General features: G+C 70.3%; 24 protein-coding genes and 4 tRNA genes. 19 read left to right on the top strand and 9 right to left on the bottom strand.

The window, feature by feature from the left end; translation table 11 throughout:
- Positions 1 to 34 precede the first annotated feature (34 nt).
- The gene (locus tag AB0G28_RS28235; RefSeq protein WP_361095284.1) at positions 35 to 1,702 is read left to right on the top strand and encodes a right-handed parallel beta-helix repeat-containing protein; all 1,668 of its coding nucleotides are present in this window, start codon (positions 35 to 37) and stop codon (positions 1,700 to 1,702) included.
- Here AB0G28_RS28235 and AB0G28_RS28230 read toward each other — a convergent pair.
- From AB0G28_RS28230 to AB0G28_RS28220, 3 genes are all read right to left on the bottom strand, one after another.
- On the bottom strand, positions 1,642 to 2,463 hold the full coding sequence (locus tag AB0G28_RS28230) for a helix-turn-helix transcriptional regulator (protein ID WP_361095335.1): 822 nt from the start codon (positions 2,461 to 2,463) through the stop codon (positions 1,642 to 1,644). The genes AB0G28_RS28235 and AB0G28_RS28230 overlap by 61 nt on opposite strands.
- Positions 2,464 to 2,671: 208 nt before the next feature.
- Positions 2,672 to 3,526, bottom strand: a complete 855-nt coding sequence (locus AB0G28_RS28225; RefSeq protein WP_361095281.1) for a hypothetical protein — start codon at positions 3,524 to 3,526, stop codon at positions 2,672 to 2,674.
- Between the two features lie 478 nt (positions 3,527 to 4,004).
- Entirely contained in the window at positions 4,005 to 4,436 is a 432-nt protein-coding gene (locus AB0G28_RS28220; RefSeq protein ID WP_361095278.1) for an Lsr2 family protein, read from the bottom strand.
- Between the two features lie 221 nt (positions 4,437 to 4,657).
- Between AB0G28_RS28220 and AB0G28_RS28215 the strand changes: the two genes are divergently transcribed.
- Together AB0G28_RS28215 and AB0G28_RS28210 are read left to right on the top strand one after the other, a co-directional pair.
- Entirely contained in the window at positions 4,658 to 4,996 is a 339-nt protein-coding gene (locus AB0G28_RS28215; RefSeq protein WP_361095274.1) for a helix-turn-helix domain-containing protein, read from the top strand.
- Positions 4,997 to 5,149: 153 nt separating this feature from the next.
- Complete coding sequence (locus tag AB0G28_RS28210) at positions 5,150 to 6,361, top strand: integrase (protein WP_361095332.1); 1,212 nt, start codon at positions 5,150 to 5,152, stop codon at positions 6,359 to 6,361.
- A gap of 50 nt (positions 6,362 to 6,411) precedes the next feature.
- Here the strand turns inward: AB0G28_RS28210 and AB0G28_RS28205 are convergent.
- From AB0G28_RS28205 to AB0G28_RS28190, 4 genes are all read right to left on the bottom strand, one after another.
- A tRNA-Val gene (locus tag AB0G28_RS28205) sits at positions 6,412 to 6,486 on the bottom strand.
- Between the two features lies 1 nt (position 6,487).
- Positions 6,488 to 6,558: transfer RNA gene (locus AB0G28_RS28200), tRNA-Cys, on the bottom strand.
- A gap of 24 nt (positions 6,559 to 6,582) precedes the next feature.
- Positions 6,583 to 6,655, bottom strand: a tRNA-Gly gene (locus tag AB0G28_RS28195).
- 112 nt (positions 6,656 to 6,767) lie between these two features.
- Positions 6,768 to 7,193 (bottom strand): SsgA family sporulation/cell division regulator, encoded by a 426-nt coding sequence (locus AB0G28_RS28190; protein ID WP_013227152.1) that lies wholly within the window; start codon positions 7,191 to 7,193, stop codon positions 6,768 to 6,770.
- Between the two features lie 388 nt (positions 7,194 to 7,581).
- On the opposite strand from AB0G28_RS28190, the gene AB0G28_RS28185 reads away from it, so the two are divergent.
- The 13 genes from AB0G28_RS28185 to AB0G28_RS28125 all read left to right on the top strand — a co-directional run bounded on the left by AB0G28_RS28185 (position 7,582) and on the right by AB0G28_RS28125 (position 18,512).
- Positions 7,582 to 7,653, top strand: a tRNA-Val gene (locus AB0G28_RS28185).
- Positions 7,654 to 8,505: 852 nt separating this feature from the next.
- Positions 8,506 to 10,029: a sugar transferase gene (locus tag AB0G28_RS28180; RefSeq protein WP_361095271.1), complete on the top strand. Its 1,524-nt coding sequence runs from the start codon at positions 8,506 to 8,508 to the stop codon at positions 10,027 to 10,029.
- Positions 10,030 to 10,199: 170 nt separating this feature from the next.
- Positions 10,200 to 10,814, top strand: coding sequence for a malonic semialdehyde reductase (locus tag AB0G28_RS28175; protein ID WP_361095268.1), 615 nt, complete (start codon positions 10,200 to 10,202; stop codon positions 10,812 to 10,814).
- Positions 10,815 to 10,947: 133 nt separating this feature from the next.
- On the top strand, positions 10,948 to 12,975 hold the full coding sequence (thrS, locus tag AB0G28_RS28170; RefSeq protein ID WP_361095265.1) for a threonine--tRNA ligase: 2,028 nt from the start codon (positions 10,948 to 10,950) through the stop codon (positions 12,973 to 12,975).
- Positions 12,972 to 13,514: an HIT domain-containing protein gene (locus AB0G28_RS28165; protein WP_361095262.1), complete on the top strand. Its 543-nt coding sequence runs from the start codon at positions 12,972 to 12,974 to the stop codon at positions 13,512 to 13,514. Before thrS ends, AB0G28_RS28165 begins: the two co-directional genes overlap by 4 nt.
- Positions 13,515 to 13,612: 98 nt before the next feature.
- A complete protein-coding gene (locus tag AB0G28_RS28160) occupies positions 13,613 to 14,134 on the top strand; it encodes a MarR family transcriptional regulator (protein ID WP_361095259.1) in 522 nt (173 codons plus the stop codon).
- Positions 14,135 to 14,222: 88 nt separating this feature from the next.
- Entirely contained in the window at positions 14,223 to 14,849 is a 627-nt protein-coding gene (pgsA, locus tag AB0G28_RS28155) for a phosphatidylinositol phosphate synthase (protein WP_361095256.1), read from the top strand.
- Positions 14,846 to 15,763 (top strand): phosphatidylinositol mannoside acyltransferase, encoded by a 918-nt coding sequence (locus AB0G28_RS28150; RefSeq protein ID WP_361095253.1) that lies wholly within the window; start codon positions 14,846 to 14,848, stop codon positions 15,761 to 15,763. The genes pgsA and AB0G28_RS28150 overlap by 4 nt, the downstream gene beginning before the upstream one ends.
- Before the next feature lie 17 nt (positions 15,764 to 15,780).
- Entirely contained in the window at positions 15,781 to 16,926 is a 1,146-nt protein-coding gene (locus AB0G28_RS28145; RefSeq protein ID WP_361095329.1) for a glycosyltransferase family 4 protein, read from the top strand.
- Positions 16,923 to 17,405: an NUDIX hydrolase gene (locus AB0G28_RS28140; RefSeq protein WP_361095251.1), complete on the top strand. Its 483-nt coding sequence runs from the start codon at positions 16,923 to 16,925 to the stop codon at positions 17,403 to 17,405. The genes AB0G28_RS28145 and AB0G28_RS28140 overlap by 4 nt, the downstream gene beginning before the upstream one ends.
- Before the next feature lies 1 nt (position 17,406).
- Positions 17,407 to 17,679 carry a hypothetical protein gene (locus AB0G28_RS28135; RefSeq protein ID WP_361095248.1) on the top strand — a complete coding sequence of 91 codons (273 nt, stop codon included), beginning with the start codon at positions 17,407 to 17,409 and terminating at the stop codon, positions 17,677 to 17,679.
- A gap of 32 nt (positions 17,680 to 17,711) precedes the next feature.
- Positions 17,712 to 17,975, top strand: a complete 264-nt coding sequence (locus AB0G28_RS28130; RefSeq protein ID WP_361095245.1) for a hypothetical protein — start codon at positions 17,712 to 17,714, stop codon at positions 17,973 to 17,975.
- Between the two features lie 27 nt (positions 17,976 to 18,002).
- Entirely contained in the window at positions 18,003 to 18,512 is a 510-nt protein-coding gene (locus AB0G28_RS28125; RefSeq protein WP_361095242.1) for an XdhC family protein, read from the top strand.
- Positions 18,513 to 18,650: 138 nt separating this feature from the next.
- On the opposite strand, the gene AB0G28_RS28120 is transcribed toward AB0G28_RS28125, so the two are convergent.
- Complete coding sequence (locus AB0G28_RS28120) at positions 18,651 to 20,759, bottom strand: elongation factor G-like protein EF-G2 (protein ID WP_361095235.1); 2,109 nt, start codon at positions 20,757 to 20,759, stop codon at positions 18,651 to 18,653.
- Positions 20,760 to 20,906: 147 nt separating this feature from the next.
- Here AB0G28_RS28120 and AB0G28_RS28115 point away from each other — a divergent pair, with 147 nt between their 5' ends.
- From AB0G28_RS28115 to pdxS, 3 genes are all read left to right on the top strand, one after another.
- Positions 20,907 to 22,343 (top strand): FAD-binding oxidoreductase, encoded by a 1,437-nt coding sequence (locus AB0G28_RS28115; protein WP_361095232.1) that lies wholly within the window; start codon positions 20,907 to 20,909, stop codon positions 22,341 to 22,343.
- A 38-nt stretch (positions 22,344 to 22,381) separates the two neighbouring features.
- Entirely contained in the window at positions 22,382 to 23,365 is a 984-nt protein-coding gene (locus AB0G28_RS28110; protein ID WP_361095229.1) for a DUF5937 family protein, read from the top strand.
- Positions 23,366 to 23,452: 87 nt separating this feature from the next.
- The gene (gene pdxS / locus AB0G28_RS28105; RefSeq protein ID WP_361095226.1) at positions 23,453 to 24,376 is read left to right on the top strand and encodes a pyridoxal 5'-phosphate synthase lyase subunit PdxS; all 924 of its coding nucleotides are present in this window, start codon (positions 23,453 to 23,455) and stop codon (positions 24,374 to 24,376) included.
- A gap of 75 nt (positions 24,377 to 24,451) precedes the next feature.
- Here the strand turns inward: pdxS and AB0G28_RS28100 are convergent, their stop codons facing one another.
- A complete protein-coding gene (locus AB0G28_RS28100) occupies positions 24,452 to 25,489 on the bottom strand; it encodes a DUF2235 domain-containing protein (protein WP_361095223.1) in 1,038 nt (345 codons plus the stop codon).
- Positions 25,490 to 25,501 lie beyond the last annotated feature (12 nt).

The following is a 25,501-nucleotide window of genomic DNA, read 5'->3' as shown; positions in this document are numbered from 1 at the left end:
GCGCCTTCTGCAATCACAGCGTGAGGAGTAGGACGTGTCCCGTGTCTTCAGACGAGCCTTTTCGGGGTTGGTCACGGCCACGCTGCTGGCCGCCTCGGCGCCCGGCGCGCGTGCCGCGCCCAGCGCGCCAGCAGCCGGCGCGACCTACTACGTCGACGCGGCCCAGGGCAACGACAGCGCGGCTGGGACGGACAGCGCGCACGCGTGGCGCAGCCTCGCGCGCGTCAACCAGACGACGTTCCACGCGGGGGAACAGCTACTGCTGCGGGCGGGCGGCCGCTGGAGCGGTCAGTTGTGGCCGAAGGGCTCCGGCGCCTCCGGGGCGCCGGTCACCATCGACCGGTACGGCGACGGCGCGAACCCGCGCATCGACGGCGGTGGCGCGGTCGCGGACACCGTGCGCCTCGCCGACCAGGAGTTCTGGACGATCCGCCACCTCGAGGTGACCAACCAGGCACCGGCGACGAGCACGCCGGGAGCCAACCTCAAGGACCTGCGGGGCATCCACGTCACCGGCACCGGCGGACGGGTGCTCCACGGCTTCGTCGTCGACGGCGTGAACGTCCACGACGTCACCGGCGAGGTGAACTGGATCGGCGGCGACACGGCGGACAACGCACCCGGTATCCACTTCAAGACGGGCTGGGACCGGTCGAAGAAGACCGGCGGCATCGTCTTCGACTCGACCGTGGCGAACATCGGGGCACCTCCGGCGACGCCGACCGTGCTCGACGGCGTCACGATCCAGAATTCGGTCATCACCAACACCTCCTTCGCCGGCATCTCGGTCAAGCAGTACTCCGGGGACGCTCCCGGCGCTGTCGCCACCGGCTGGGGCAGCCGCACCAGCGCTGGCGACAGCAAATTCACCCCGCACACGAACGTCGTCATCAGCGGCAACCACATCAGCCAGCCCGGCACCGCGTACGGGTGCAACGGCGTGTACCTCACCGGCGTCCGGCACGCGGTGGTCGAGCGGAACGTCGTGTACCGGGCCGGGACGTCCGGCATCGAGGCCTACTTCGCCGACGACGTGACCATCCAGTCCAACGAGGTCGCCGAGACCAGCCAGAAGGCCAACGGCGCGGACTCCAACGGCATCGACGCCGACAAGGCCACCACCAAGGTGGTCGTCCAGTACAACTGGTCACACGGCAACGGCGACGGCGTCCTGTTGTGCCAGTTCTCCTTCGGTGACGTCGTGCTGCGCTACAACGTGCTCGCCGGCAACACCAGGTACCCGCTCTACCTGCACTCCGACAAGGCCGCGAAGGCCAAGGTCTACGGCAACACGCTCTACAACGACCGCGGCAAGAACCTGATCTACGGCTACGGGACGTCGCTGGCGTCGTCCTACGACATCACGGACAACATCCTGTACTCGACCACGGCCGGAGCGTCCCTCACTACCAGTCCGACCATCCGCTACGACAGCAACCTCTACGGCGGAGCCACCCTGCCGGTACCTGCCGGCGACACCCACGCGGTCCGCGCGGACCCGCAGTTCACCGGGGCACCGGACTACGCGGCGGGCACACCGGCGTCCGGGCCGCGGCTCACCGCGGCGTACGGTCTGCGGGTCCGTCCCGGCTCGCCCGCGGTGAACCGGGGCGTCGCGATCAGCGGCAACGGCGGCCGGGACTACGCGGGCGCCCCGCTGTACACGGGCAAGCCGGACATCGGCGCATTCGAAGTGGGATAGCCGCTTCCGGGGCAGCGGCCGCCGGGCTCGTTACCGGTAACCGTGGTGCCGGGGTTGATCGGTGTCGTCGCGTCCGTTCCCCAGCTCGTCAGCAGTTGCAGCGCTTCGGCGGATTTCGATCCCGGTTCGGCGTGGTAGGTGACCATCATCTGGTCGGAGTCATCGGGCAGCGGAAACGTCTCGTAGGCCATCCGGAGCTCGCCCACGAGCGGGTGGCGCAGCCGCATCGGGCCGTGGCTCTTGCGGCGCACCTCGTGGGCCGCCCAGAGCCGGCGGAACTCTTCGCTGCGCACCGACAGCTCGCCGATCAGCGCGGTGAGCCCCGGATCGCCGGGGTGGCTGCCGGCGTGCATGCGCAGGATGCCGGTGACCGCGCGAGCCTTGCGCTCCCAATCGATGAACAGGTCGCGCGTGCCGGGGGAGAGGAAGATCAGCCGTCCCCAGTTGCGCTCTCCCGGCGGGAGTTCCGCCCAGTTTCCGAATAGTGCGGCGGCGGGTTTGTTCCAGCCGAGGATGTCCATGCGGAGGCCGTTGACGTAGGCGGGCACGTCGGTCATCGCGTCGAGCAGCTGCTGGACAGCGGGGCGAAGCTGCTGTGCCCGGGGTGCCGGTTTGCCGGCGGCGCGTCGGGTGGGCTTGACCAGCTGCGTGAGGTAGGCGCGTTCGGTGTCGGTCAGCTTGAGCGCGGTGGCGATGGCCTCGAGGACCTCCGTCGACACGTCCGCGGCGTTGCCCTGTTCGAGGTGGGTGTAGTACGAGATCGATATGCTGGCGACCTGGGCCAGCTCTTCCCGGCGGAGCCCAGGAACGCGGCGGCGCGTGCCGTAGTCGGGCCGGCCGACATCGGCGGGCTGAAGCCCGGCTCGGCGGCCTACGGAGGAACCCGCTGAGCTCCTCGCGCCGGTTAGTCATTCCCGAACTTGGTAGCCGGAGACGATGGGTGTGGTGACGGTGCTGATCGACGCGTTGTCACGCCGTGCCCTCCGGTTCGGCCGGATCGATTGTCCTGAACCCGCCGGGCGGTACGCATCCGCCCATCAGGGTCATGTTCTCCACATGGTTGCGCGTGAACCTCTCGGTGTAGGCCATCCGCTTGTCGAGCGGTTGCCTCCTTCCGTTCAACTTGAACTCGGCCCAGGCTTGGATTTCCGGCGCGATGGTCACGCCGGTCAAGTCCACGGTCACTTCCTCCGGCTGAAGAGGTCGGTTTGCCGTGAACCGCCCGACTACAAGTTCTTGTTCGATGTGGCTGTAGGGCATGACGTTCTCGTCGAACAAAATGGTGACGTCGCTCGGCGGGGCAACCCTGATGCGATGCTCATCGACACGGCCAAGCCCGATGTGGAGTTCTCGGTGGCGGTCTTTACGGGCCAGCTCGTTGAGCCACCAGGTCAAGTTGCTCTCGGGTCCCCATGGAGACTGGTAGGGCTGTGCCTTCTCGAGTGCTTCGATGATGCGTTGCGGCAACATCCTGAGACGATTCGCCTGGCGCGCGAAGTCGTCCGGAGTCGAGCAGACCGGAAACTGGATGCTGCCCGCCTGTGGTGGGGGATTCTGACCTGTGACCGCGGCGGCGAGGGCGTAGATGGCGTTGTCAAGGGATGCCCGCAGCGCAGCCAGCCACTCGGAGAAGATGAGTGCCAGCTCGGCCGGCGCGGGCTGGCGCATGACTGCCAAGATCTCCAATGTGCTGGGATCGACGCTCCGGACGTCGATGTCCCACGGGTGCGCCGAGATGTAGGTCGCCCAGCATCGGGCAAACTCCCGGTGCTTGCCGGCTACTCGGTCGAGTCGCGCAAACGCGCGATCGTAGAGTTCTTGCACGGGCTACGCCCGGTTATCAAGGGGGCGTCGGATCCTTGGCTCCTGCTTCGGGGACGCCCTCCGACATAACGTAGGACACCACCCGTTCCGGTCAGAGCCGGTCCGGGAGCGCCCACGTTCGTCGTTGGGTACCCACGCTGCAGGGCGCAGGTGCGGCGAGGGGTGTACTTCGATCACTAGTCCGCCTTTCAGGCTCCCTCGAGTCGTGGAGTTCGACCATAAACCTCCAGCGACCACGTGGGCGACCGGAACCGCGCCGTACCGGGGCCGGCCGTTCGTCTGGCTGGAGTTGTCGCATCGAGGAGAGCAGTACCGGGAGGCTGTCACCCTGCGGGCGGTGTCCTGCAAGGCTGGTCACCACATGTCTCCAGTGGGGCTGATTGCCGGAGTTAGGAGCGTCGGTGTGCCGCACTTGGCACACCATCGCTACTTCGGAGGGGTCATGGGAATACAGAGGTGCTTCGGTGCTGAGGGAGCATCATTTTCGCGGTTTGGGGCGCCTCTTGGCCGCTGTTCCGGTCGGACGCTTCCGACTGGTTTCGGTGCTGCCGTGCTGGCGAGATGAGTGGTATGCCTCGACCACTGTCTTGGAGATGCGCCCCTGATCGGCTACTTCATACCCGTTGGCTCGAGCCCACGTGCGGATGTCGTGAGTCGCCGTGTAATTCACAATTGGCTCCTGTTCCTTTTTTGTGCTGTCGGTCGGCTGGCCGACGGCGACTTTGATCCGGCGGCCTCCGGTTCGACGTGCGGCCGCCACATATGGGGCCAGCGCTTCGCGCAGTGCGTTGGTGTTCATTGTGGACAGGTCGATCTCGTAGGCGACGCCGTCGAGTCCGAACGGGACGGTTTGCTCGGCGGGGCTGCCGTCCGTGTCGTCGAGTATCTCGATCGAGACCCTCTTGGCCATCTGCTCACCCTTTCCTTCTGGTGCTGGTTCAAATGTCGTTTCGTCGAATAGTAGCGTCGCGGAATAGTGGGGTGTTGTTGGGTTTGCTCATGTAGAGGCTCTTTGAGTTTCTTTCGAGGGCCTATTGACTGTCGGTGGTGTCGTCGGCGTGGATAGGTGTGTGCCGGGGCGAACACTTCCCTGGCCGGCTCGATTGTTCGACAACAAGAATGGAGTGCGGGATGGAGATCGAATGTGACCACGGGAACGGGGACGGCTGTGCTGTCGCCGTGGCCATCCGTGAGCTGGCTGCGGCCGTGCGGTCGACTGTGCCGGAGCCGCCGGTGGATCCGGATGCGTTGCTGACCGCGGAGGAGGTGGGGGAGTTGCTGCAGCTGTCCCCGAGGACCTTGAAGGACCAGGCTGCCGCCGGCGTCTTGCCGCATCACCGGTTCGGCAAGCACTACCGGTTCACCCGCGCCGATGTCGCCGAGATCGTGCGCCTCAGCGCCACGCCGATGAAGCCGCCGCGGCGGCGAGTGTCCGTGCAGGACGTCGCCCAGGACTTCCGCGCCGCGTGATGCGGGCGGAGCAAGAAAGAAGAGGAGTGAAGGATGGCCCACGGCCAGGAAGAGCCCGGCACGGGTGAGTGGCGTGCCCGGTACAAGCGTCCCGACGGGACATGGGGAAGCAGGTCAGGGTTCCCCACCAAGAAGGCTGCCGAGGAGTGGGGGCTGGAGCAGGAGGCCCTGATCCGGCGGAACCTGTGGCTGGACCCGCGGGACGGTGAGACCCGGTTCGACGACTTTGCCGAGGAGTGGCTGGCGGCGGTGGCTCCGCGGCTGGAGCTGAACACGGTCGCGAAGTACCGGTCGTTCCTCGACACCCAGCTGCTGCCGCAGTGGAAGGCATGGCCGCTGATCGCGATCTTCAACGGGTATGTCGAGATCGAGCGATGGCTCTCGGAGCTGCACGAGGACTACGCCGAGTCGTCGGTGGCCTCGTACTTCGCGCTGTTCTCCACCGTCCTCAACGCCGCCGTGCGGGCTCGGATGATCCCGGCCAACCCGTGCAGCGGGGTCCGGGTGTCCAGCGGCGAGTTCGACACCGAGCGATTGGTCGCCACGCCGGCCCAGGCGCTGCGGGCCGCGATGCGGCTCTACGAGCTCGGGCTGGGCAAGTCGGGGTTTGTGCTGTGCCTGATGGATTTCTATACCGGTGCCCGATGGGGTGAACTTGTCGGGCAGCAGCGGCACGAGTACGACTCCGAGCGTCGCGGCATCGAGATCCGGACGCCGCTGAAGGAGGTGGCGGGTAAGGTCTACAAAGGAGGCCGGAAGAGTGATGATCATCACGCGGATGCCCGCCAGCGGCCACCGACGCGGCGCGGGAACTCCCGGCCGAAGAAGGGCAGGACCAAAACCCCTGCGGGTACGAGGTTCGTGGCCCTGCCGCCCGGGATCGCGGTGCTGTACGAGGAAGTGATGGACAGCCATCGGGAGCCCTTCGTGCTGTGCACGCCGGAGGGGCACCCGTGGCGGCGGTCGAACTTCCGCATCCGTTTCTGGCGGCCGGCGTGGGACGGCGTCGAACTCGACGACGCCGGAGCAGGGGAGCGACGGCCGCCAATCCTGCCCACGTTCACCTTCCACGAAGGCCGTCACACGCACAGCACCTGGCTGACGGAGGACGGGATCCCGGAGGTCGCCCGCCGCGCGCGGCTGGGCCAGAAGATGAAAGGCATCGCGCGGGTCTACGACCACGTGACCCCGGCGATGGTCAATCAGATCCTGGATGCCCTGGAGGAGCGCTGGCTGCGGTCGCTGGCGGCGCTGTACCCGGGCGAACGGGCGAAACTGGTGTCCTGGTTCCCCCACCTGCGGTCCCGCCGGTTGATCGGGCCGGGTCCGGGAGCCGTCGCCGGATCGTCGCCGACTGACAGCTAGAAGCCCCGCCCCTCCGGGGAGGGACAGGGCTTCTGACCTGCGAAAACATGTGGTGCGCGATACTGGGATTGAACCAGTGACCTCTTCCGTGTCAGGGAAGCGCTCTCCCGCTGAGCTAATCGCGCGAGGTGGAGACGGGATTCGAACCCGTGTACACGGCTTTGCAGGCCGTTGCCTCGCCTCTCGGCCACTCCACCGTGACTAGGCCCGAGAGCCTACCGAGCGGATGACGGGATTCGAACCCGCGACCCTCACCTTGGCAAGGTGATGCGCTACCAGCTGCGCTACATCCGCATTCCGCAGCTCCGGGAACCCGAGTCCCCGTCGCCGTGGTGTGGGAAAACCATATCGGACCCCGGAACCGGGTCCGACACCGGGGTGTCACTTCGCCGTTGCAAGGCCGTCATCAGGCCAGATCGTGCGGGATGAGGTGGGTGAGCGCGTCGTCGACGTCGACCCACAGGTGCTCGTTGCCCGGCAGCACCACGTCGTACGTCCGGTCGAGGAAGTCGGCCAGCTCCTGGGCCGACGCCTCGAACATCGCGTGCCCCGACGGCGAGTTCAGCTCGATCAGGACGGCTTCCGGGTCCTCGACGGAAGGGCGGATGCGGACGTCCCCGTCGCCGGCGTCGGCCAGGAGGCCGTCCGCCAGGAGGTCGCGCGCGTACACCCATTCGACCCAGCCCGCGCGGCCGGTGCGGAAGGCGGCGACGACCGCGTACGGGTCGCGTGTGTCGTAGCGCAGCTCCACCTTGACCGGAACCGCGGGAGTCCGCGGCGCCAGCAGGTCGAAGACCGCCGTCGAGCGGAGCGTCACGTGATCGTTGCGCATCGTCCTACCCTTCGTCTCCCTTCCCGGCCCGGCCCGGCCGAGGGCATCACCACTGGGACGCATCGGGAGGCCGATTCCGTCGCGGGTGAGCCGCATATCACCCGTCCGGGCTCGCCGGCCCCCTTCTCCACCCGTGACCACCCACGGCGCGCAGCTGACCGGCGCGCCCCGTGGGGCCCACGCCTCCATACTGCGCGGTTTAGCCGCCGGGCGATAGCACCGTCGCACGGGTGTCGAACGTGCCGTCAGGCGGCCCCCCGCCGGCACAACCCCGGCTAGCTCGGGTTTGTTCGTTCCGTACTCGCCGGTAAGCGGAGTGTGGTCGGACAGGACCACCCGTTTGCAGGCGCCCTAAAGTCGTAGGCTAGAGTTCTCCCAACAACAAGGCGGGCGATTAGCTCAGCGGGAGAGCGCTTCGTTCACACCGAAGAGGTCACTGGTTCGATCCCAGTATCGCCCACTCGATTCGGGGTAGCCCCTGTTCGCGGAATGCGCGAACAGGGGCTCTCTCGTTCTGTGTCCTGTGGGGGCCGAGCCCCCACACCCCCGCCGGGGGCAAGCCCCCGGACCCCCGCGCGTGGTCCCGTTGCCGGAGCGAGTTCCGGTATGCGGAGTGGTCCATCCAGCCGGGTCGGGTCGCGGGGGAGTGAACTTCCGTAAGTGGAGTGAACGATCCGTTCGGATCTTGCGTATCAGGTGTCGAGAGCAGTTCGCGCCCGTGCCGCCGGGGCTCGCCGGAGCTGCCTCTGAATCCTGCCGCTGCGGTGGGTTTCCGTTGAACGAACCCGTGCGGGAGGTGTGGATGTGATCTTCGGCACCGCGCCTGCCCGGCCGGTCCGGAGTACTTGCGACAAAACTCCGTACGCGTGACGAATTGACGTCGAACGTCACGATCCGTGTACCGGGCACCCGCGCCGCGGTGGCCGCGCCCGCGCTCTGGTCCACTGTGGACCACCGCCGTGGCGCAGTGTCCACAGTAGATCTTTCCGGCCGTGCTCGGCCGTTCGCGAACGCCTGGTCCGCCCGGGTGCGGGTAACGTTCCTCCCATTACGGAACGTAGTTTTCTCGAGGATACGTCCTCTCACTCATCGTCATCTTCTTGTTATCTTTCGGCCATTTTCTGGCGGATAAGACGCGCAGCATGTGGCTGGAAATCCTTGTAACGATGGCGAGAGAGTCGCCGATACCTTGCCGTGTGAAGCCCTCCGCGGGCGCCGCGCGAGACCTGAGTCGTGATGACGCTACGAAATCACCCTCGGTGACGCTGCGTGCTTGCGGATCCAACCCCGATCCCTGTTCCCGGGAGGTCAGATGGAAGAGTCTGTGCGGCCCTCTTACACGGTGAGCCAGCCACCGCCGCACATCGACCTCCAGGCCATCCCGCGTCCCGCCCACCGGGACGCCCAGCCGGACGGTGAACCCTCGCCGTCTCCCAAGGCATTGCCCGCCGCCTGGGAAGCGAGGTACCGGGCCTGGGTCATCGGCAGCGACGTCTTCATCACGCTGTTCGTCATCGCGATCAGCGCGTTCGTCATCGATCGCGTTGCGCCGCACGACATGCACGCCTTCGGCACCATGCTCGCGGTGTTCGTCTCCCTGCCGGTCAGCCGGGCGTGGAGCCCGCGCGTGCTCGGCGAAGGCGCGGAGGAGTACCGCACCCTCGGCCGCGGGTTCATCACCGCCGCCGTCCTGGTCGCGCTGGGCGGCCTGCTGTTCGGCGCGCTCGAGGTCCAGGTCTGGGTGTTCGTCGTCGTCCCGGCGATCGCGCTCGTGGCCTTCCCGCAGCGGTACCTGCTGCGCCAGGTGCTGCACCGCAAGCGCGCCAAGGGACTCTGCCTGCTGCCGGTGATGGCGGCCGGCAGCCCGGAGACCGTCGCCGACCTCATCGCCCGCACCCGCTCCGAGGTGCACGTCGGCTGGCGCGTCGAGGCCGCCTGCACCTTCACCGGGCACGGCGCCGACCGCGACAGCGGCGAGATCGACGGCGTCCCGGTGGTCGGCAGGCTCGAAGAGCTTTCGCGGTACGTGCGGCGCGGCGGCTACCGGGTCGTGGCGATCACCGCGGACCAGTACTGGACGCCGAAGCGGCTGCAGCGGCTGGCCTGGGACATGGAGGGCACCGGCGCCGAGATGGTCGTGGCGCCCGTGCTGATGGAGGTCGCCGGGCCCCGGCTCAACGTCACCGGCGTGCTCGGCATGCCCCTGCTGCGGGTCACCGCGCCGATGTTCACCGGCGGCCGCCGGGTGGTGAAGGAGATCGTCGACCGCTGCGGCTCGGCGCTGCTGCTCACCCTGCTGTCCCCGCTGCTGCTCGCGATCGCGGTCGCGATCAAGCTGAACGACCGCGGCCCGGTCATCTACCGCCAGCGCCGCGTCGGCCGCGACGGCGCGACGTTCACCATGCTCAAGTTCCGGACGATGGTCACCAACGCCGACGAAATCCGGAAGACCCTGGAGGCCGAGAACGAAGGCGCGGGTCCGCTGTTCAAGATGAAGCGCGACCCCCGTATCACCCGCGTGGGTGGTTTCCTGCGCCGGTATTCGCTCGACGAGGTGCCGCAGCTGTTCAACGTCGTCTCCGGGAAGATGTCGCTCGTCGGGCCGCGGCCGCCGCTGCCGGAGGAGACCGCGCAGTACGCCCCGGACGCCCGGCGCCGGCTGCTGGTCAAGCCGGGGCTGACCGGCCTCTGGCAGGTCAGCGGGCGCAGCGACCTCACGTGGGCCGAGAGCATCCGGCTCGACCTGCGCTACGTCGAGGACTGGTCCCTCGCGCTGGACCTGGTGATCCTCTGGAAGACCTTCCGCGCGGTGATGGGCGGGCAGGGCGCCTACTGACCCGTCCCCGCACCGCGCACGCGCACCACGGCCGCCGATCCCCGCCGCAGGGGTCGGCGGCCGTGTCCGTTCCGGCCGGTGATCCGCTTCACAAGTAGTTGAACGCGAAATAGTTGAGCGCTCAACCTGGTTGGAGCGGGTACCGACCCAACGGAAGGAAGAACAGCCCCATGACCACCTTTGCCGAGCAGACCGAGGCCCTTCAGCTCCCCGCGGACGTCCAGAACCTCCTGTTCCGCGAGGCGCGCACGGCCAACAGTTTCAGCTCCGAGCCGGTGACCGAGGAGCAGGTCCGCGCGATCTACGACCTCGTCAAGTGGGCCCCGACGTCGATGAACACCCAGCCGCTGCGCGCGCTGGTGCTCCGCACCGCCGAGGCGAAGGCCCGCCTGCTCCCGCACATGTCGCCGGGCAACCGGGACAAGACCGAAGCCGCTCCGCTGACCGTCGTGCTCGCCGCCGACGTCGACTTCCATGAGAACATCCCGCAGGTCTTCCCGCACAACCCGGGCGTGAAGGACAACTTCTCCGACGAGCAGGGCCGGGTCGAGTTCTCGAAGCTGAACTCGCTGCTGCAGGTCGGCTACTTCATCATCGGCGTCCGCGCCGCCGGCCTGGCCGCCGGCCCGATGACCGGCTTCGACGCCCAGGGCGTCGACGACGAGTTCTTCGCGGACAAGAAGTGGCGCTCGCTCGTCGTGGTGAACGTCGGCAAGCCGGGGGAGAACCCGTGGTTCGACCGCCTGCCGCGGCTGGACTTCGACCAGGTCGTCGAGACGCTCTGACGTCGATCGGGCAGGCCGCTCCCGGCTCCGGAGGCGGCCTGCCCGGCGTTCGCGCCACGCGCGTGAGGCGCGCGCGGGCCGACGACTAGCATCGACGGCGTCGTCTTTGTCACTCCAGCTTGAGGAGCCGATCGTGTCCCAGTCGCCCCCCGTTTCCCCCGTGGCCGCCTCCCGTGTGGTGGTACCGGCGGGCACTACGGCGGGCGCGGCGGTCCGCGAAGCCGGCCTGCCGACCAAGGGCGAGGACACGATCGTCGTAGTCCGCGACGCCGACGGGAAGCTGCGCGACCTCGCGTGGGCCCCGGAAACCGACGCCGAGGTCGAGCCGGTCGCCGCGAACACCGAGGACGGGCGCAGCGTCATCCGCCATTCGGCGGCGCACGTGCTCGCCCAGGCTGTCCAGCAGCAGTTCCCCGAAGCCAAGCTGGGCATCGGTCCGCCGGTGAAAGACGGCTTCTACTACGACTTCGCCGTCGACACTCCGTTCACCCCGGAGGACCTGCAGGCGCTCGAAAAGCGCATGAAGCAGATCATCAAGGGCGCCCAGCAGTTCTCGCGGCGCGTTTTCGACTCCGTCGACGAGGCCAAGAAGGAGCTCGCCGACGAGCCGTTCAAGCTCGAGCTCGTCGACCTCAAGTCCGAAGTGGACACCTCCGAGGTGATGGAGGTGGGCGAGGGCGAGCTCACCATTTACGACAATCTCGACCCGCGCACCAAGGAACGTGTCTGGAGTGACCTCTGCCGTGGTCCGCACGTGCCGACCACGAAGTTCATCCCGGCCTTCACGCTGACCCGCGTCGCCGCGGCGTACTGGCGGGGTAGTGAAAAGAACCCGCAGCTGCAGCGGATCTACGGCACCGCGTGGGAATCCACCGAGGCACAGGACGCCTACCTCGAGCGCATCGCCGAGGCCGAGCGCCGCGACCACCGCAAGCTCGGCGCCGAGCTCGACCTGTTCTCCTTCCCCGAGGAGATCGGCTCCGGCCTGCCGGTGTTCCACCCGAAGGGCGGCATCATCCGCCGCGAGCTGGAGAACTACTCGCGCCGCCGCCACGAGGAGGCCGGCTACGAGTTCGTGAACACCCCGCACATCAGCAAGGGCGAGCTGTTCCACACCTCCGGCCACCTGCCCTACTACGCGGACACGATGTTCCCGCCGGTGCAGTTCGACGAGGAGAACTACTACCTCAAGGCCATGAACTGCCCGATGCACAACCTGATCTTCCGCTCGCGCGGGCGGTCCTACCGCGAGCTGCCGCTGCGGCTGTTCGAGTTCGGCACCGTCTACCGCTACGAGAAGTCGGGCGTGGTGCACGGCCTGACGCGCGTGCGCGGCCTGACGATGGACGACTCGCACATCTACTGCACCAAGGAGCAGATGCCGGGCGAGCTGCGGTCGCTGCTCAAGTTCGTCCTCGACCTGCTGGCCGACTACGGCCTTTCCGACTTCTACCTCGAGCTGTCCACCCGTGGCGACTCCGACAAGTTCATCGGCGAGGACTGGGAGTGGGAGGAGGCCACCGAAACGCTGCGGCAGGCCGCCATCGACTCCGGTCTCGAGCTGGTCCCGGACCCGGGCGGCGCGGCCTTCTACGGCCCCAAGATCTCGGTGCAGGCCAAGGACGCCATCGGCCGCACCTGGCAGATGTCGACCATCCAGCTGGACTTCAACCAGAACAAGCGGTTCGAGCTCGAGTACACCGCGCCCGACGGCTCGCGTCAGCGGCCGGTGATGATCCACCGCGCGCTGTTCGGCTCGATCGAGCGCTTCTTCGGCGTGCTGACCGAGCACTACGCGGGCGCGTTCCCGGCGTGGCTCTCGCCGGTGCAGGTGGTCGGCATCCCGATCACCGCCGACCAGGTCGGGTACCTGCAGGACGTCGAGAAGGCGTTGCGCGCCAAGGGCATCCGCGTGGAGGTCGACGCGAGCGACGACCGCATGCAGAAGAAGATCCGCACGCACACCACGCAGAAGGTGCCGTTCATGCTGCTGGCCGGCGCCAAGGACGTCGAGGCGGGCGCGGTGTCGTTCCGCTTCCGCGACGGCGGCCAGATCAACGGCGTGCCGGTGGAAAAGGCGGTCGAGGCGATCGCGGAGTGGGTCGCGCGGCGGGAAAACGCGTCGCCGTCGGCCGAGGCGCTGGAGACGGTCGTTCGGTGAGTGAGGGTCCCGAGCTCGTCGAGCAGCAGGGCATCGGGGTCCAGGACGCGTTCCAGCGGCTCTGGACCCCGCACCGGATGGCCTACATCAAGGGCCAGGACAAGCCGGAAGACGACGAAGACACCGGCTGCCCGTTCTGCCGCATCCCGTCCCTGGACGACAAGACGGGCCTGATCGTCGCGCGCGGCGAGACGGTGTACGCGGTGCTGAACCTGTACCCCTATAACCCGGGCCACCTGATGGTGGTCCCGTACCGGCACGTCGCGGACTACACCGAGCTGACGGTCGAGGAGACGCGCGAGGTCGCGGAGTTCACACAGCACGCGATGAAGGTGATCCGCGCGGTGTCGGGTGCGCACGGGTTCAACATCGGCCTGAACCAGGGCGTGATCGCGGGCGCGGGCATCGCGGCGCACCTGCACCAGCACCTGGTGCCGCGCTGGGGCGGGGACGCCAACTTCATGCCGATCATCGGCCAGACGAAGGTGCTGCCGCAGCTGCTGGGGGAGACGCGGGACCTGCTCGCCGACGCCTGGTGAAGTCGTCTGGACCACCGTCGGGACAACACCGTGGGACGGCGCGCCGACGACCGGCAAAAACTCCTTATTGAGTGTTCAACCGCGGGTATAGTGGAGGTATGTCCGAAACCCGATGGCTCAGCGACGACGAACAGCGCGTCTGGCGTGAGTTCAACGCGGCCACCCGGATGCTCAGCGCGCATCTCGAGGGCCAGCTGCAGCACGACTCGGGCATGCCGCACACGTACTACGAGGTCCTCGTCGCGCTCTCGGAAGCGCCCGGCCGCCGGCTGCGGATGAGCGAGCTCGCCGACGCGCGGCAGGCGTCGCGTAGCCGTCTTTCGCACGCCGTCGCGCGGCTGGAAGCGAACGGGTGGGTGCGGCGCGAGGCGTGCCCGACCGACAAGCGCGGCGCCTGGGCGGTGCTGACCGACGCGGGTTTCGCCGCGCTGGAAGCCGCGGCGCCCGGACACGTCGAGGCCGTCCGGGAAAGCCTGTTCGACCCGCTGACGCCGGAGCAGGTCAAGGCGCTCGGCGAGATCAGCGCGGCGATCCGCCGTCGGCTGTCGCCGAAATGCGCCGCCGCCGTGGCCGCCGAAGAGGCGCGAGAGCACGAGGGCCAGCTCACGAAATCGGGCTGACCCGGGGCGGCGCGTCGGGTTCGCCGAGGCGGGTGGATAGGCTGCATTCGCCCACCCGACCCTCGTAGCCAGGTGCCTCGACGAACCGATGCTCAATATCTTCGCGCGTGCCTCCGTCTCCCGCGTCACCGATCCGATCGGCCAGGCGCTGGTCCGCGCCGGGCTGACCCCGAACGTCATGACCGTGTTCGGCACCACCGGCGCGGTCGTCTGCGCCCTGCTCTTCTTCCCGACCGACCACTTGCTGTGGGGCACCTTCACGGTGTGGGGCTTCGCCATGCTCGACATCCTCGACGGCGCCATGGCCCGGGCCCGCGGCTACGGCACGCCGTTCGGCGCGGTGCTCGACGCGACCTGCGACAGGCTGGTGGACGGGGCCCTGTTCGCCGCCATCGCCTGGTGGTGCTTCGTCGTCGACGACAACCGCCCGGCGGCCGCTGCGGCCCTGCTGTGCCTGGTGCTCGCCCAGGTCATCTCCTACGTGAAGGCCCGCGCGGACGCCTCCGGCCTGCCGGTCGACGGCGGGCTCGTCGAGCGGGCCGAGCGGCTGATCATCGCGCTGGTCGGCACCGGCCTGCACGGCTTCGGCCTCCCGTACACCGTGGACGTGACGCTCTGGCTGCTCGCCGCGGGCTCGGTGATCACGCTGCTGCAGCGCACGGCCGCCGTGGCGAAGGCGGCCCGCGAGGCCGCCGCCGGGGAGCAACCGGCATGAGCAGGCTGAGCGAGCGGTTGAGCGCCTTCGGCTACGCGGCCGGGTGGAAGCTCGCCGGCTGGCTGCCCGCCGGGTTCGGCGGCACGGTCTTCTCGCTCGGCGCGGACCTGGCCGTCCGCCGGGACGGCGGGGGCGTGCGGCAGCTGCGCGCGAACCTCGCCCGCGTGGTACCGCAGGCCGACCCGGTCGAGCTGGACGAGCTGACGCGGCGGGCGATGCGCTCCTACGCCCGGTACTGGCACGAGACGTTCCGGCTGCCGTCGATGGACCACAAGGAGGTCAGCGCCAAGGTCGCGGCCTCGATCACCGGCGTGGAGAACCTGGACGCGGCGCTCGCCGAGGGCAACGGCGCGGTGATGGCGCTGCCGCACAGCGGGAACTGGGACGTCGCCGGCGTGTGGCTGGCCGACTACCTCGGCGGCTTCACGACGGTCGCCGAGCGGCTGAAGCCCGAGTCGCTCTACCGCCGGTTCGTCGAGTACCGCGAGTCGCTCGGCTTCGAGATCGTCCCCCTGACGGGTGACAGTTCGGCGATGCGCGTGCTGCTGAAACGGCTGCGCGAGAATAAGGCCGTCTGCCTGGTCGGCGACCGCGACCTCACCACCAGCGGCGTCCCGGTGAAGTTCTTCGGCGAGAAAGCCCGCTTCCCCGGCGGCCCGGCGCGGCTGGCCGCCACGACCGGCGCGGCGCTGATCCCGGCCGGCTGCTGGTTCACCGAGGACGGCTGGCAGATCCGCCTGCACCCGCGCATCCGCGTCACCGCGCGGGCCGAGGTCCCGGCCGCGACCCAGGCACTGGCGGACATCTTCGCCGGCGACATCGCCGCGCACCCGGCCGACTGGCACATGGTGCAGAAGTTCTGGCCGGCCGACCTCGAGGCGGGCGAGCAGGTCAGCCTCGAAGAAGCGAGCTGAGCGTGGCCACGCGGCCGATGCGGGTCGGGATCGTGTGCCCCTACTCCTTCGACGTGCCCGGCGGGGTCCAGGGGCACGTGATCGACCTGACGAAGGCGCTGCTCGCCCGCGGGCACGAGGTGTCCGTGCTGGCGCCCGCCGACGAGGACGCCGACCTGCCGGAGTTCGTCCACCCGGCGGGCAAGGCCCTCGGCATCCCCTACAACGGCTCGGTCGCGCGGCTGCAGTTCGGCCCGGTGTCCTACGCCCGCGTGCGGCGCTGGATCCGCGAAGGCGACTTCGACGTCCTGCACCTGCACGAGCCGGCCGCGCCGAGCCTTTCGCTGCTCGCGCTGCTCATCGCGGACGGCCCGATCGTGGCGACGTTCCACACGGCGACGACGCGCTCGCGCACGCTGTCGGCGTTCCAGCCGGTGCTGCGGCCGCTGCTGGAGAAGATCACGGCGCGGATCGCGGTGTCGGCGCTGGCCCGGCGGGTCCAGGTCGAGCACGCGGGCGGCGACGCCGTGGAGATCCCCAACGGCGTCGACGTCGGGTTCTTCGCCTCCGCGACGCCGTTGCCGGGCTATCCGCGGGCCGGGGGCACGGTCGGGTTCGTCGGCCGGTTCGGGGAGCCGCGCAAGGGCATGGGCGTGCTGCTGGAAGCACTGCGGCGGATCCTGCCGGAGTTCGAGGACCTGCGGCTGGTCGTCGTCGGCCGGGGCGACGCCGACCAGCTGCGCCGCGACGCCGGGCCCGAGCTGGCCCCGCACCTGGAACTGCTGGGCCAGGTCGACGACCACGTGAAAGCCCAGGCGCTGCGCAGCGTCGACGTCTACTGCGCGCCCAACACCGGCGGCGAGAGCTTCGGGATGATCCTCACCGAGGCGATGGCGGCCGGGACCCCGGTGCTGGCCAGCGGGCTCGACTCGTTCCGGCGGGTGCTCGACGACGGCCGCTCCGGGCTGCTGGTCGAGACCGGTGACCCGGCGGCGCTCGCGGACGGGCTGCGCGAGCTGCTCGGCGACCCGGCGCGCCGGGCGTCGCTGGCCGCGGCCGCGGGGGAGCGCGTCACGATGTACGACTGGTCGGTGGTGGCCACGCAGGTGCTGCGCGTCTACGAGACGGCCGTCGCCGCCGACCCGCGCCGGGTGGCGGCGCCGGAGCGGGAGCTCGCCCGGTGAACGTGCTCGGCTGGCTGCTCCCGCTGCTCGCGCTGGTCGTCCTGCTGGGCGGGTTGTTCCTGGTGGCGACGGCGAACCGGCTCGACCGGCTGCACGTCCGGACGGACGCCGGCTGGGCCGCCCTCGACGCGGCGCTGGCGCGCCGGGCCGTCGTCGCACGGGCGATCGCCTTGGTACTGGGCGACACCGCGCTGCGGACGTCGGCCGAGCGGGCCGAAGCGGCGCCCCGGCCCGACCGCGAAGCCGCCGAGAACGAGCTGACCTTGCAGCTGAGCCGCGTCGACCGGGCGAGGCTGCCCGCCGAGCTGGCCGAGGAGCTGACCGACGCCGAGCACCGGGTGGTGATCGCCCGGCGCGTCCACAACGACGCCGTCCGCGACACGCTGCGGCTGCGGCGGCGGCGCAAGGTGCGGTACTTCCGCCTGGCGGGGACCGCGCCGTTGCCGGAGTACTTCGAGTTCGCGGAGCCGGAGGTCTGACATGTGGTGGGTGGTCGTCGAAGAGCAGCGCGGCGGCGGTGAGGCACGCAGCTGGAACGTCACCAAGACGAAGCCGGCGGGGGCGGACCGCGAGCACGCGGACGAGGTGGCGCGGCGGCTCGCGTTCTCGCACGAGCCGGTGCACCCGTCGTCGGTGAAGGAGCGGAAGGTGCTGCGGGTCGGCGACGGCTACCTCGTCATCGCGACCGGCCGGACCTCGACGTTCCACTTCCGCGTGACGCTCGGGGAGACCGTGACCCCGCCCGGGGACTGAAACGTTTCGAGGGCCGCTCGCGTCGAAAGAGCATGAGCTCGAACTGGTGGGTGGTCATCGAAGAACAGCGTGGCGCGGGCGACGGCAGGAGCTGGTCGCTGTCGGAGACGTTCCGCTTCGAAGACCAAGAGAGCGCCGAAGCCGAAGCACTGCGGCTGGCCCGGGAGTACCAGCCGGTCTACCCGTGGTCGCCGAAGTCGCGGACGGCGATGCGGATCCCGGGCGGCTACCTGGTGATCGTCGAAGGCCGGACGTCGAAGTTCCATTTCCGGCTGACGGTCGGGGAGGCGATCTGACGCTCGAGCAGTGACAGACTGGGCGGCATGAGTGAGACCTGCGACGTCGCCCACGGCACGGCCCCGGCCGACCCGGGCGTGCGGACGCTGGTGGCGGTGTTCGCGTCGCCGGTGTCCCGCTTCCTGCTCCGCTTCGCGCGCGACCTCGGCTACCACGTCGCGCTGTACGAACCCGACGCGGCGCGCGCCACCGACGTGCCGGACGGCTTCGAGGCGGACACGACGCTGCCGCCGCTGGACGGCTCGGCGGACGTCGTCGTCACCGACCACCACCGGCCGGAGCTGGGCGCGGTGCTGAAGGCCGCGATCGAGGGGAGGCCGCGCTGGGTCGGCGTGCTCGGCAACCCGCGTCACGAGGGCCCGCACGTGGCCGCGCTGCGCGGGCTGGGCGTGCCGGACGAGGAGATCGCGCGCGTGCACCGCCCGGTCGGCTTGAACATCGGGTCGCGAACCCCGCCGGAGATCGCGCTGGCCACCCTCGCGGGCCTCCTGGCCGACCGCAACGGCCGCCCCGGCGGCTTCGACTTCGGCTCGTAGCCGGACGACACGTACCCAGACAGTCGGCTCGCGTACCCAGAGGGCCGGCCGACGTACCCGGACGGTCGGTTCGCGTACTCAGGCGGTCGGTTCACCGAGCCGACTGTCCAGGTACGCGAGCCGACCGTTTCGGTTCGGCTAGTGGACCGCCAGTCCTTCCGGCATCGGTTCGAACCTCGCGTGGCGGCGGGTGAACGTCGCCGTGCCCGAGGTCATCGACCGGAGGTCGATGAGGTAGCGGACCAGCTCGGTCGCCGGGACCTCCGCCCTGATCACCGTCCGCCCGCCTTCGCCGGCCTCGGTGCCCAGGACCCGGCCCCGCCGGGACGACAGGTCGCCGAGCACCGTGCCGAGGTGCTCGTCCGGCAGCCGGATCGCCACCTCCTCCAGGGGTTCCAGCATCGTGATGTGGCCGTTCGCCGCCGCCTCCCGCAGGGCCAGCGCGCCGGCGGTCTGGAACGCCGCGTCCGACGAGTCCACGCTGTGCGCCTTGCCGTCGACCAGGGTCACCTTGACGTCGACCACCGGGTGGCCATCGGCGAGGCCGCGCGCCAGCTGGGCCCGCACGCCTTTCTCGACGCTCGGGATGAACTGGTGCGGCACCGCGCCGCCGACCACCTTGTCCACGAACTCGAACCCGGCCCCGCGCGGCAGCGGCTCGACCTCGATGTCGCAGACGGCGAACTGGCCGTGCCCGCCGGACTGCTTGACGTGCCGGCCGTGGCCCTTGGCCGGCTTGCTGAACGTCGAGCGCAGGCTGATCTTCACCGGTTCGGTGTCGACGTCCGCGCCGCCGGCCCGCAGCCGGGACAGCACGACGTCGGCGTGCGCTTCGCCCATGCACCAGAGCACCAGCTGGCCGGTCTCGGCGTTGCGGTCCAGCCGCAGCGTCGGGTCGCCCGCGACCAGGCGGGAGAGGTTGCGGGCCAGGGTGTCCTCGTCGCTGCGGGTCTTCGCGACCACCGCCACCGGCAGCAGCGGTTCCGGCATCGCCCACGGCTCCATCAGCAGCGGGTCGTCGGGGGAGGAGACGGTGTCGCCGGTTTCCGCCGAGCCCACCTTCGTCAGCGCGCAGAGGTCGCCCGCGACGCAGTAGGGCACCTCCCGCAGGTTCGCGCCGAGCGGCGAGTAGAGGTGCGCGACGCGCTCGTCGGCGTCGTGGTCCTCGTGGCCGCGTTCGGCGAGGCCGTGCCCGGACACGTGCACCGGCCGTTCGGGGCGCAGGGTCCCGGAGAACACCCGGACGAGTGACACCCGGCCGACGTAGGAGTCGACGGCCGTCCGGACGACCTCCGCGGCGAGGGGGCCGGCGGGGTCGGCGCTGATCGCGGCGTGCTCGCCGCCGTCCGGCGTGGTGACGTCGGGTGGCCGGTGCTCCAGCGGGGACGGGAACGCGCGGACGATCCCGTCGAGCACCTCGGCCAGGCCGATCCCGCTGGTCGAGCACACCGGGATGACGGGGTGGAAGGAGCCGCGCGCGACGGCGGTTTCGAGGTCGGCGATCAGGGTTTCCTCGGCGATCTCCTCGCCGGCGAGGTAGCGGTCCATCAGGGACTCGTCCTCGCTCTCGGCGATGATCCCTTCGATCAGCTCGTTGCGGGCCTCGGCCATCCGCTCCAGGTCCGCCGGATCGGGCTCGCCCACCTTCGGCGGGTGGCCGCCGGAGTAGTCGAAGTACCGCTGGGTGATCAGCCCGACCAGGCCGTCGCCCGCGGGCAGGTACAGCGGCAGCACCCCGGCGCCGAACGCGGACTGGCAGGCGGCGATCTCGGCCATCGCGTCGGCCCGGTGGTGGTCGAGCCGGGAGACGACGACCGCGCGCGGCATCCCGACCGCGGCACACTCCTCCCACACCGCGACCGTCGCCGCGTCGACGCCTTCGGAGGCGCTCACGACGAACAGCGCGGCGTCGGCCGCGCGCAGCCCCGCCCGCAGCTCCCCGACGAAGTCGGCGTACCCGGGCGTGTCGATCAGGTTGATCTTGTGGCCCTGGTGCAGCACGGGCGCGACCGAAAGGCCCACCGAACGCTGCTGGCGGACCGCCGCCGGGTCGTGGTCGCAGACCGTCGTCCCGTCGACCACCGACCCCGCGCGCGGCACCGTGCCGGACGCGGCGAGCAGGGCCTCCGCCAGGGTGGTCTTCCCGGAACCCGCCGGGCCGACGAGCACGACGTTGCGGACCTTGGCGGGGTCGTCCACAGCGACGGCGGCCCCGGTGTCGGCGTTCTTGGCTTGTTTGTCTGCCATGACGACTCCTCGGCGAACGGCTGGTGTACGGGATGTGTCCTCGATCACACACCCGCTACCCTGGTCACGGCAAGGCAGGGCTCCCCGGACCAGCCATATGCCCTGGGAGCGGCGGGGCCCGGGGAGTGCGGCAGGGGGAGGGTGGCGGTGGACAGGCGGACGTTCCTGCGGATGTCCGGGGCGGTCCCGGTGGCGGGCCTGGCGGGGTGGCCACCACCGGACGACTGGGCGCGGCTGCGGCGGCGGCTTTCCGGGCCGCTGTTCCGGCCCGGCGACCCCGGCTACCCGGAGGCCAAGCAGGCGTTCTTCACGATGTACGACGACCGGGTGCCGGCCGCGGTCGTCGGTGCGGCGCGCGTCGAAGACGTCCAGGCGGCGGTCGCCTTCGCGGCCCGGCACGGGCTGCCCGTCGCCGCGCGCGGCGGCGGGCACAGCTACCCCGGTTACTCCACTGTGGACGGCGGGATCGTGGTGGACCTGAGCCGGTTCTCGGGGATCGAAGTACGCCCGGACGGCCGCGCGGTGATCGGCGCCGGGGCCCGGCTCGGGCCGATCGCGACGACGCTCGCCGCGGCCGGGCGCGTGCTGCCGGCGGGCAGCTGCGACACCGTCGGCATCGCCGGGCTGACCCTCGGCGGCGGCGTCGGCGTGCTCGACCGCAAGTACGGGCTGACCTGCGACCACCTGGAGGCGGCGCGGATCGTGACCGCCGACGCCCGCCCGCGCACGGTGTCGAAGACGGCCGAGCCGGACCTGTTCTGGGCGCTGCGGGGCGGGGGCGGCGGGAACTTCGGGATCGTCACCGGCTTCACGTTCCGGACCGTGCCGATCGCGGACGTGGCCACCTTCAAGCTGGAATTCCCGGCGGGCACCCAGGCGGCGCTGCTCGCCGCCTGGCAGGAGTGGCAGCCGTCGATGCCGGACGAGCTGTGGTCCGGCCTGAACCTCGACGCCACCACTTCGAACGCCGGCGGTAGCTTCCTGGGCACGGAAACCCGGATGAACGAGCTGGTCGACGACCTGGTCCGCCGCGTCGGCACCCCGCCCACCGAGCGGGACGGCCGGGTGCTCGACCACCTGGCCGCCATGCGGTCGTTCGACGACCCGGAATCCCGGCCCGGGGCGGTGGCGGCGAGAGCGGCGTACGTCGGGACCTCCCGCATGCTGACGCGGCCCGCCGACGACCCCGCCGCGGTCGTCGAGGTCCTGCTCGGCGCTCCGGGCGTCGGCACGCTCGTCGACTCCGCCGGCGGCGCGATCGCCCGCGTCGGCGTGCGTGAAACGGCGTTCCCGCACCGGAAGGCGCCGGCCAGCTTCCAGTTCCTGCACGGCGCGACGCCGGCGGACGGCGGCGAGGCCGAGGCCCGGTGCGCGCTCGCCGTGGTCCGGGACGGGCTGGGGCCGGAGTTCGGCACGACGGGTTACGTCAACTACCTCGACCCGGAGATGCCGGACTGGGCGCGGGCGTACTACGGCGTGAACGTGGCGCGGCTGCGCGCCGTCGCGCGGAAGTACGACCCACGAGGAATTTTCGCGTTCCCGCAAGGGCTTTCCTCACCCGGCTCGACTGTCCACATGGGATAGACCTAGACTGCGCCGGACCCGAGGCAGAGAGGCAGCGCGTGCTCGACCTGGCTTTTTCCACCGAGGACCTGGCACACACCCGGTTCGCGTTCTCTCCCGCGTGGGAGATCGTGGCGAGCGTCCGCGTCCTGAACTCCCCGGGCTCGCACGCCCTGCACCTGCCGTGGGTCAAGCGCGCCACCGCGGCGCTCGACGAAGCCGGCCTCGACATCGGCCTCCTGCGCGACCTCGTCCCGCTGCGGCACCTGCCCGGCTTCCTGGCCGGGACGCCGTCGACGCCCCTGCCCGAGCTGGCCGACGAGCTCGCCGACCTGCGTGACGTGCCGGCCCGCGTCGTCCGGCGCGAGCTGGACGCGATGGCCGGGCCGCGGTCGCCCGCGCTGAGCCGCTTCCGCCGCGACCCGGAGGCGGGCCTCGAGCGGCTCGCGACGCTGATGGAGCGGTACTGGGACCTCGTGCTCGCCCCCGACTGGCCGCGGATCCGCGCGCTGCTCGAGGCCGACGTGCTGCACCGGTCCCGGCTGCTGGCCCACGGCGGGGCCGCCGAGCTGTTCAACGACCTCACGCCGCTGGTCCGCTGGCAGGGCGGCACGCTGACGGTGGCGCACCGGCACCTGCGCGCCGCGGTGCCGCTGGACGGGCGCGGTCTCGTGCTCGTGCCGTCGGCGTTCGTCTGGCCGCGGGTCTTCTCCAAGACCGACATGCGCTGGCAGCCGGTGCTGCGTTACCCGCCGCGCGGGATCGCCACGCTGTGGGAGACCGGCACGGCCGCCGCGCCCGGCGCCCTGGCCGCCGTCGTGGGCCGCGGCCGGGCCATGCTGCTGGCCGAACTGGCCGCGCCGGCGTCCACCGCGGAGCTGGCCCGGCGGACCGGGCTGAGCGCCGGGGCGGTGTCGCAGCACCTCGGCGTCCTCAAGGCCGCGGCCCTGGTCAGCGGGCACCGTGCCGGACGTCACGTGCTCTACACGCGGACTCCGCTCGCGGAAGCCCTGGTCGCGGGCACCGGCGAAGTGGACTGCTGAGATACCCGCGTACTGGCCTGCCTGAAGGGTCCACCGCCGACTTACGCTCGGAAGACGTAACCCCCTCTCGTCTCGAAAGGCCCCGTCGTGTCCGAGCAGCAGACCACTCCCACCAGCGGCACCGTCCAGTCCGTCACCGGCACCGCCAAGGTGAAGCGCGGCATGGCCGAGATGCTCAAGGGCGGCGTGATCATGGACGTGGTCACCGCCGAGCAGGCCAAGATCGCCGAGGACGCCGGTGCCGTCGCGGTGATGGCGCTGGAGCGCGTGCCCGCGGACATCCGCGCCCAGGGCGGCGTGGCGCGGATGAGCGACCCCGACCTGATCGACGGCATCATCGAGGCCGTCTCGATCCCGGTGATGGCGAAGGCCCGCATCGGCCACTTCGTCGAGGCGCAGGTCCTGCAGTCCCTCGGCGTCGACTACATCGACGAGTCCGAGGTGCTCACCCCGGCCGACTACGCCAACCACATCGACAAGTGGGCGTTCACCGTGCCCTTCGTCTGCGGCGCGACCAACCTCGGCGAGGCGCTGCGCCGGATCACCGAGGGCGCGGCGATGATCCGCTCCAAGGGCGAGGCGGGCACCGGCGACGTCTCCAACGCCACCACCCACATGCGGAAGATCCGCGGCGAGATCCGGCGGCTGCAGTCGCTGCCCGAGGACGAGCTGTTCGTCGCGGCGAAGGAGCTGCAGGCGCCGTACGAGCTGGTCAAGGAGGTGGCCGAGGCGGGCAAGCTGCCGGTGGTGCTGTTCACCGCGGGCGGCATCGCGACCCCGGCCGACGCGGCGATGATGATGCAGCTCGGCGCGGAAGGCGTGTTCGTCGGCTCGGGCATCTTCAAGTCGGGCAACCCGGCCCAGCGCGCGGCCGCGATCGTCAAGGCGACGACGTTCCACGACGACCCGGACGTGCTGGCGAAGGTCTCGCGCGGCCTGGGCGAGGCCATGGTCGGCATCAACGTCGAAGAGGTCCCGGAACCGCACCGGCTCGCCGAGCGCGGCTGGTGAAGCTTTCCGCCGGTTGAGAGGCCCGGTGGACGTCCGTCCACGGGGCCTCTCCCGTGTTCGGCCCGCAGCCGGGTTTCACACTGTCATGGTGTGGTGCGCTGCGAGATAGGTGACGAGGTTGTCGGGTGCGTACGGCGGCTTCATGTGCGTGTGGCGGTCCACCGCGGTGGAGGCGGCGAACTCGGTCTGCGGGTCCACCGTGCCGATGCCGCGGACCACCGAGCCGAACAAGCGGAAGAACGCGGTGGGCGATTCGTGCAGTTCGCCGAGTGGCTTGCCGGGGTGCAAGCCGGTGAAGGCGCCGGGCTTGAAGTCGAGGCCGCAGTGGTGCGCCCGGTCGGTCATCCAGCGCAGGGCGAGGTCCGAGAGATCGGACACCGGATGCCCGCCGCCGACGTCGGAGTGGTCTCCGGCGAACCAGACCTGTGCGCGCTCCTGGCCTTCCGACGGATCCCAGACCGCCGGTTTGAACGACGTGCGGTGCTCGTCCACGGCCAGGGCCTGGAAGGCCGACTGCACGATCGAGGACAGCTGCGTGTCGTGGAACTGCCAGCGCCGGTTCAGCAGGTTGAGCAGCCGGCCGCCGCTGAGGGGAATGCCCAGTGCGCCGACGGTGTCCCAGACCCCGATGAACCGGATGGGCGTCCGGTCTTCGTGGGCGTACTTCTCGCGGAATTCCTTGGCCTTCGGGCTGTTGGGGCCGGTGGCCGAGGTGTCCCGGTCCCGGTAAAGCCGGTAGGCCTCCTTGACGAGGCCCGCGTTCTCCCGGCGCAGGACACCGCAGTTCCGGATGAAACCCACGGTACTGCGTGCGGTGTACGCGCCGCGGCTGAAACCGAAGAAGAAGAGCTCGTCGCCGGGTTCGAAGTTGTCGACGACGAAACCGTAGGCGTCCCGCACCTTGGCCGACAGTCCCGCCCCGAACGCGCCACCGGTGAGGTGGTCCCACAGGCCCGGCCCGGTGCCGACGCCGTCGCCGTGGAAGGCGATCTGGCGAATACCGGCGGAGTCCGTTTCGGCGACGGCGTTCTTGACCTTCGCCACGTTCGTGGGATTCGGCCGGCCGAGTTTGTCCCAGGTGCCGTCGCAGCAGATCACCAGTCGTTTCGCCATGTTTCCTCCCCG

Source organism: Amycolatopsis sp. NPDC021455 (assembly GCF_040640995.1).
In the GTDB taxonomy this organism is placed as follows: Bacteria; Actinomycetota; Actinomycetes; order Mycobacteriales; family Pseudonocardiaceae; genus Amycolatopsis.
This window is presented reverse-complemented; position numbering and strand designations above follow the sequence as displayed.

Excerpts from the sequence above, each read along its gene's own strand:
- AB0G28_RS28100 (WP_361095223.1), bottom strand. The coding sequence starts at position 25,489 with ATGGCGAAACGACTGGTGATCTGCTGCGACGGCACCTGGGACAAACTC.
- AB0G28_RS28160 (WP_361095259.1), top strand. The coding sequence starts at position 13,613 with ATGTCCGAAACCCGATGGCTCAGCGACGACGAACAGCGCGTCTGGCGT.
- AB0G28_RS28120 (WP_361095235.1), bottom strand. The coding sequence starts at position 20,759 with ATGGCAGACAAACAAGCCAAGAACGCCGACACCGGGGCCGCCGTCGCT.
- pgsA (WP_361095256.1), top strand. The coding sequence starts at position 14,223 with ATGCTCAATATCTTCGCGCGTGCCTCCGTCTCCCGCGTCACCGATCCG.
- AB0G28_RS28175 (WP_361095268.1), top strand. The coding sequence starts at position 10,200 with ATGACCACCTTTGCCGAGCAGACCGAGGCCCTTCAGCTCCCCGCGGAC.
- AB0G28_RS28135 (WP_361095248.1), top strand. The coding sequence starts at position 17,407 with ATGTGGTGGGTGGTCGTCGAAGAGCAGCGCGGCGGCGGTGAGGCACGC.
- AB0G28_RS28220 (WP_361095278.1), bottom strand. The coding sequence starts at position 4,436 with ATGGCCAAGAGGGTCTCGATCGAGATACTCGACGACACGGACGGCAGC.
- AB0G28_RS28190 (WP_013227152.1), bottom strand. The coding sequence starts at position 7,193 with ATGCGCAACGATCACGTGACGCTCCGCTCGACGGCGGTCTTCGACCTG.
- AB0G28_RS28150 (WP_361095253.1), top strand. The coding sequence starts at position 14,846 with ATGAGCAGGCTGAGCGAGCGGTTGAGCGCCTTCGGCTACGCGGCCGGG.
- AB0G28_RS28125 (WP_361095242.1), top strand. The coding sequence starts at position 18,003 with ATGAGTGAGACCTGCGACGTCGCCCACGGCACGGCCCCGGCCGACCCG.
- AB0G28_RS28130 (WP_361095245.1), top strand. The coding sequence starts at position 17,712 with ATGAGCTCGAACTGGTGGGTGGTCATCGAAGAACAGCGTGGCGCGGGC.
- AB0G28_RS28215 (WP_361095274.1), top strand. The coding sequence starts at position 4,658 with ATGGAGATCGAATGTGACCACGGGAACGGGGACGGCTGTGCTGTCGCC.
- AB0G28_RS28180 (WP_361095271.1), top strand. The coding sequence starts at position 8,506 with ATGGAAGAGTCTGTGCGGCCCTCTTACACGGTGAGCCAGCCACCGCCG.
- AB0G28_RS28145 (WP_361095329.1), top strand. The coding sequence starts at position 15,781 with ATGCGGGTCGGGATCGTGTGCCCCTACTCCTTCGACGTGCCCGGCGGG.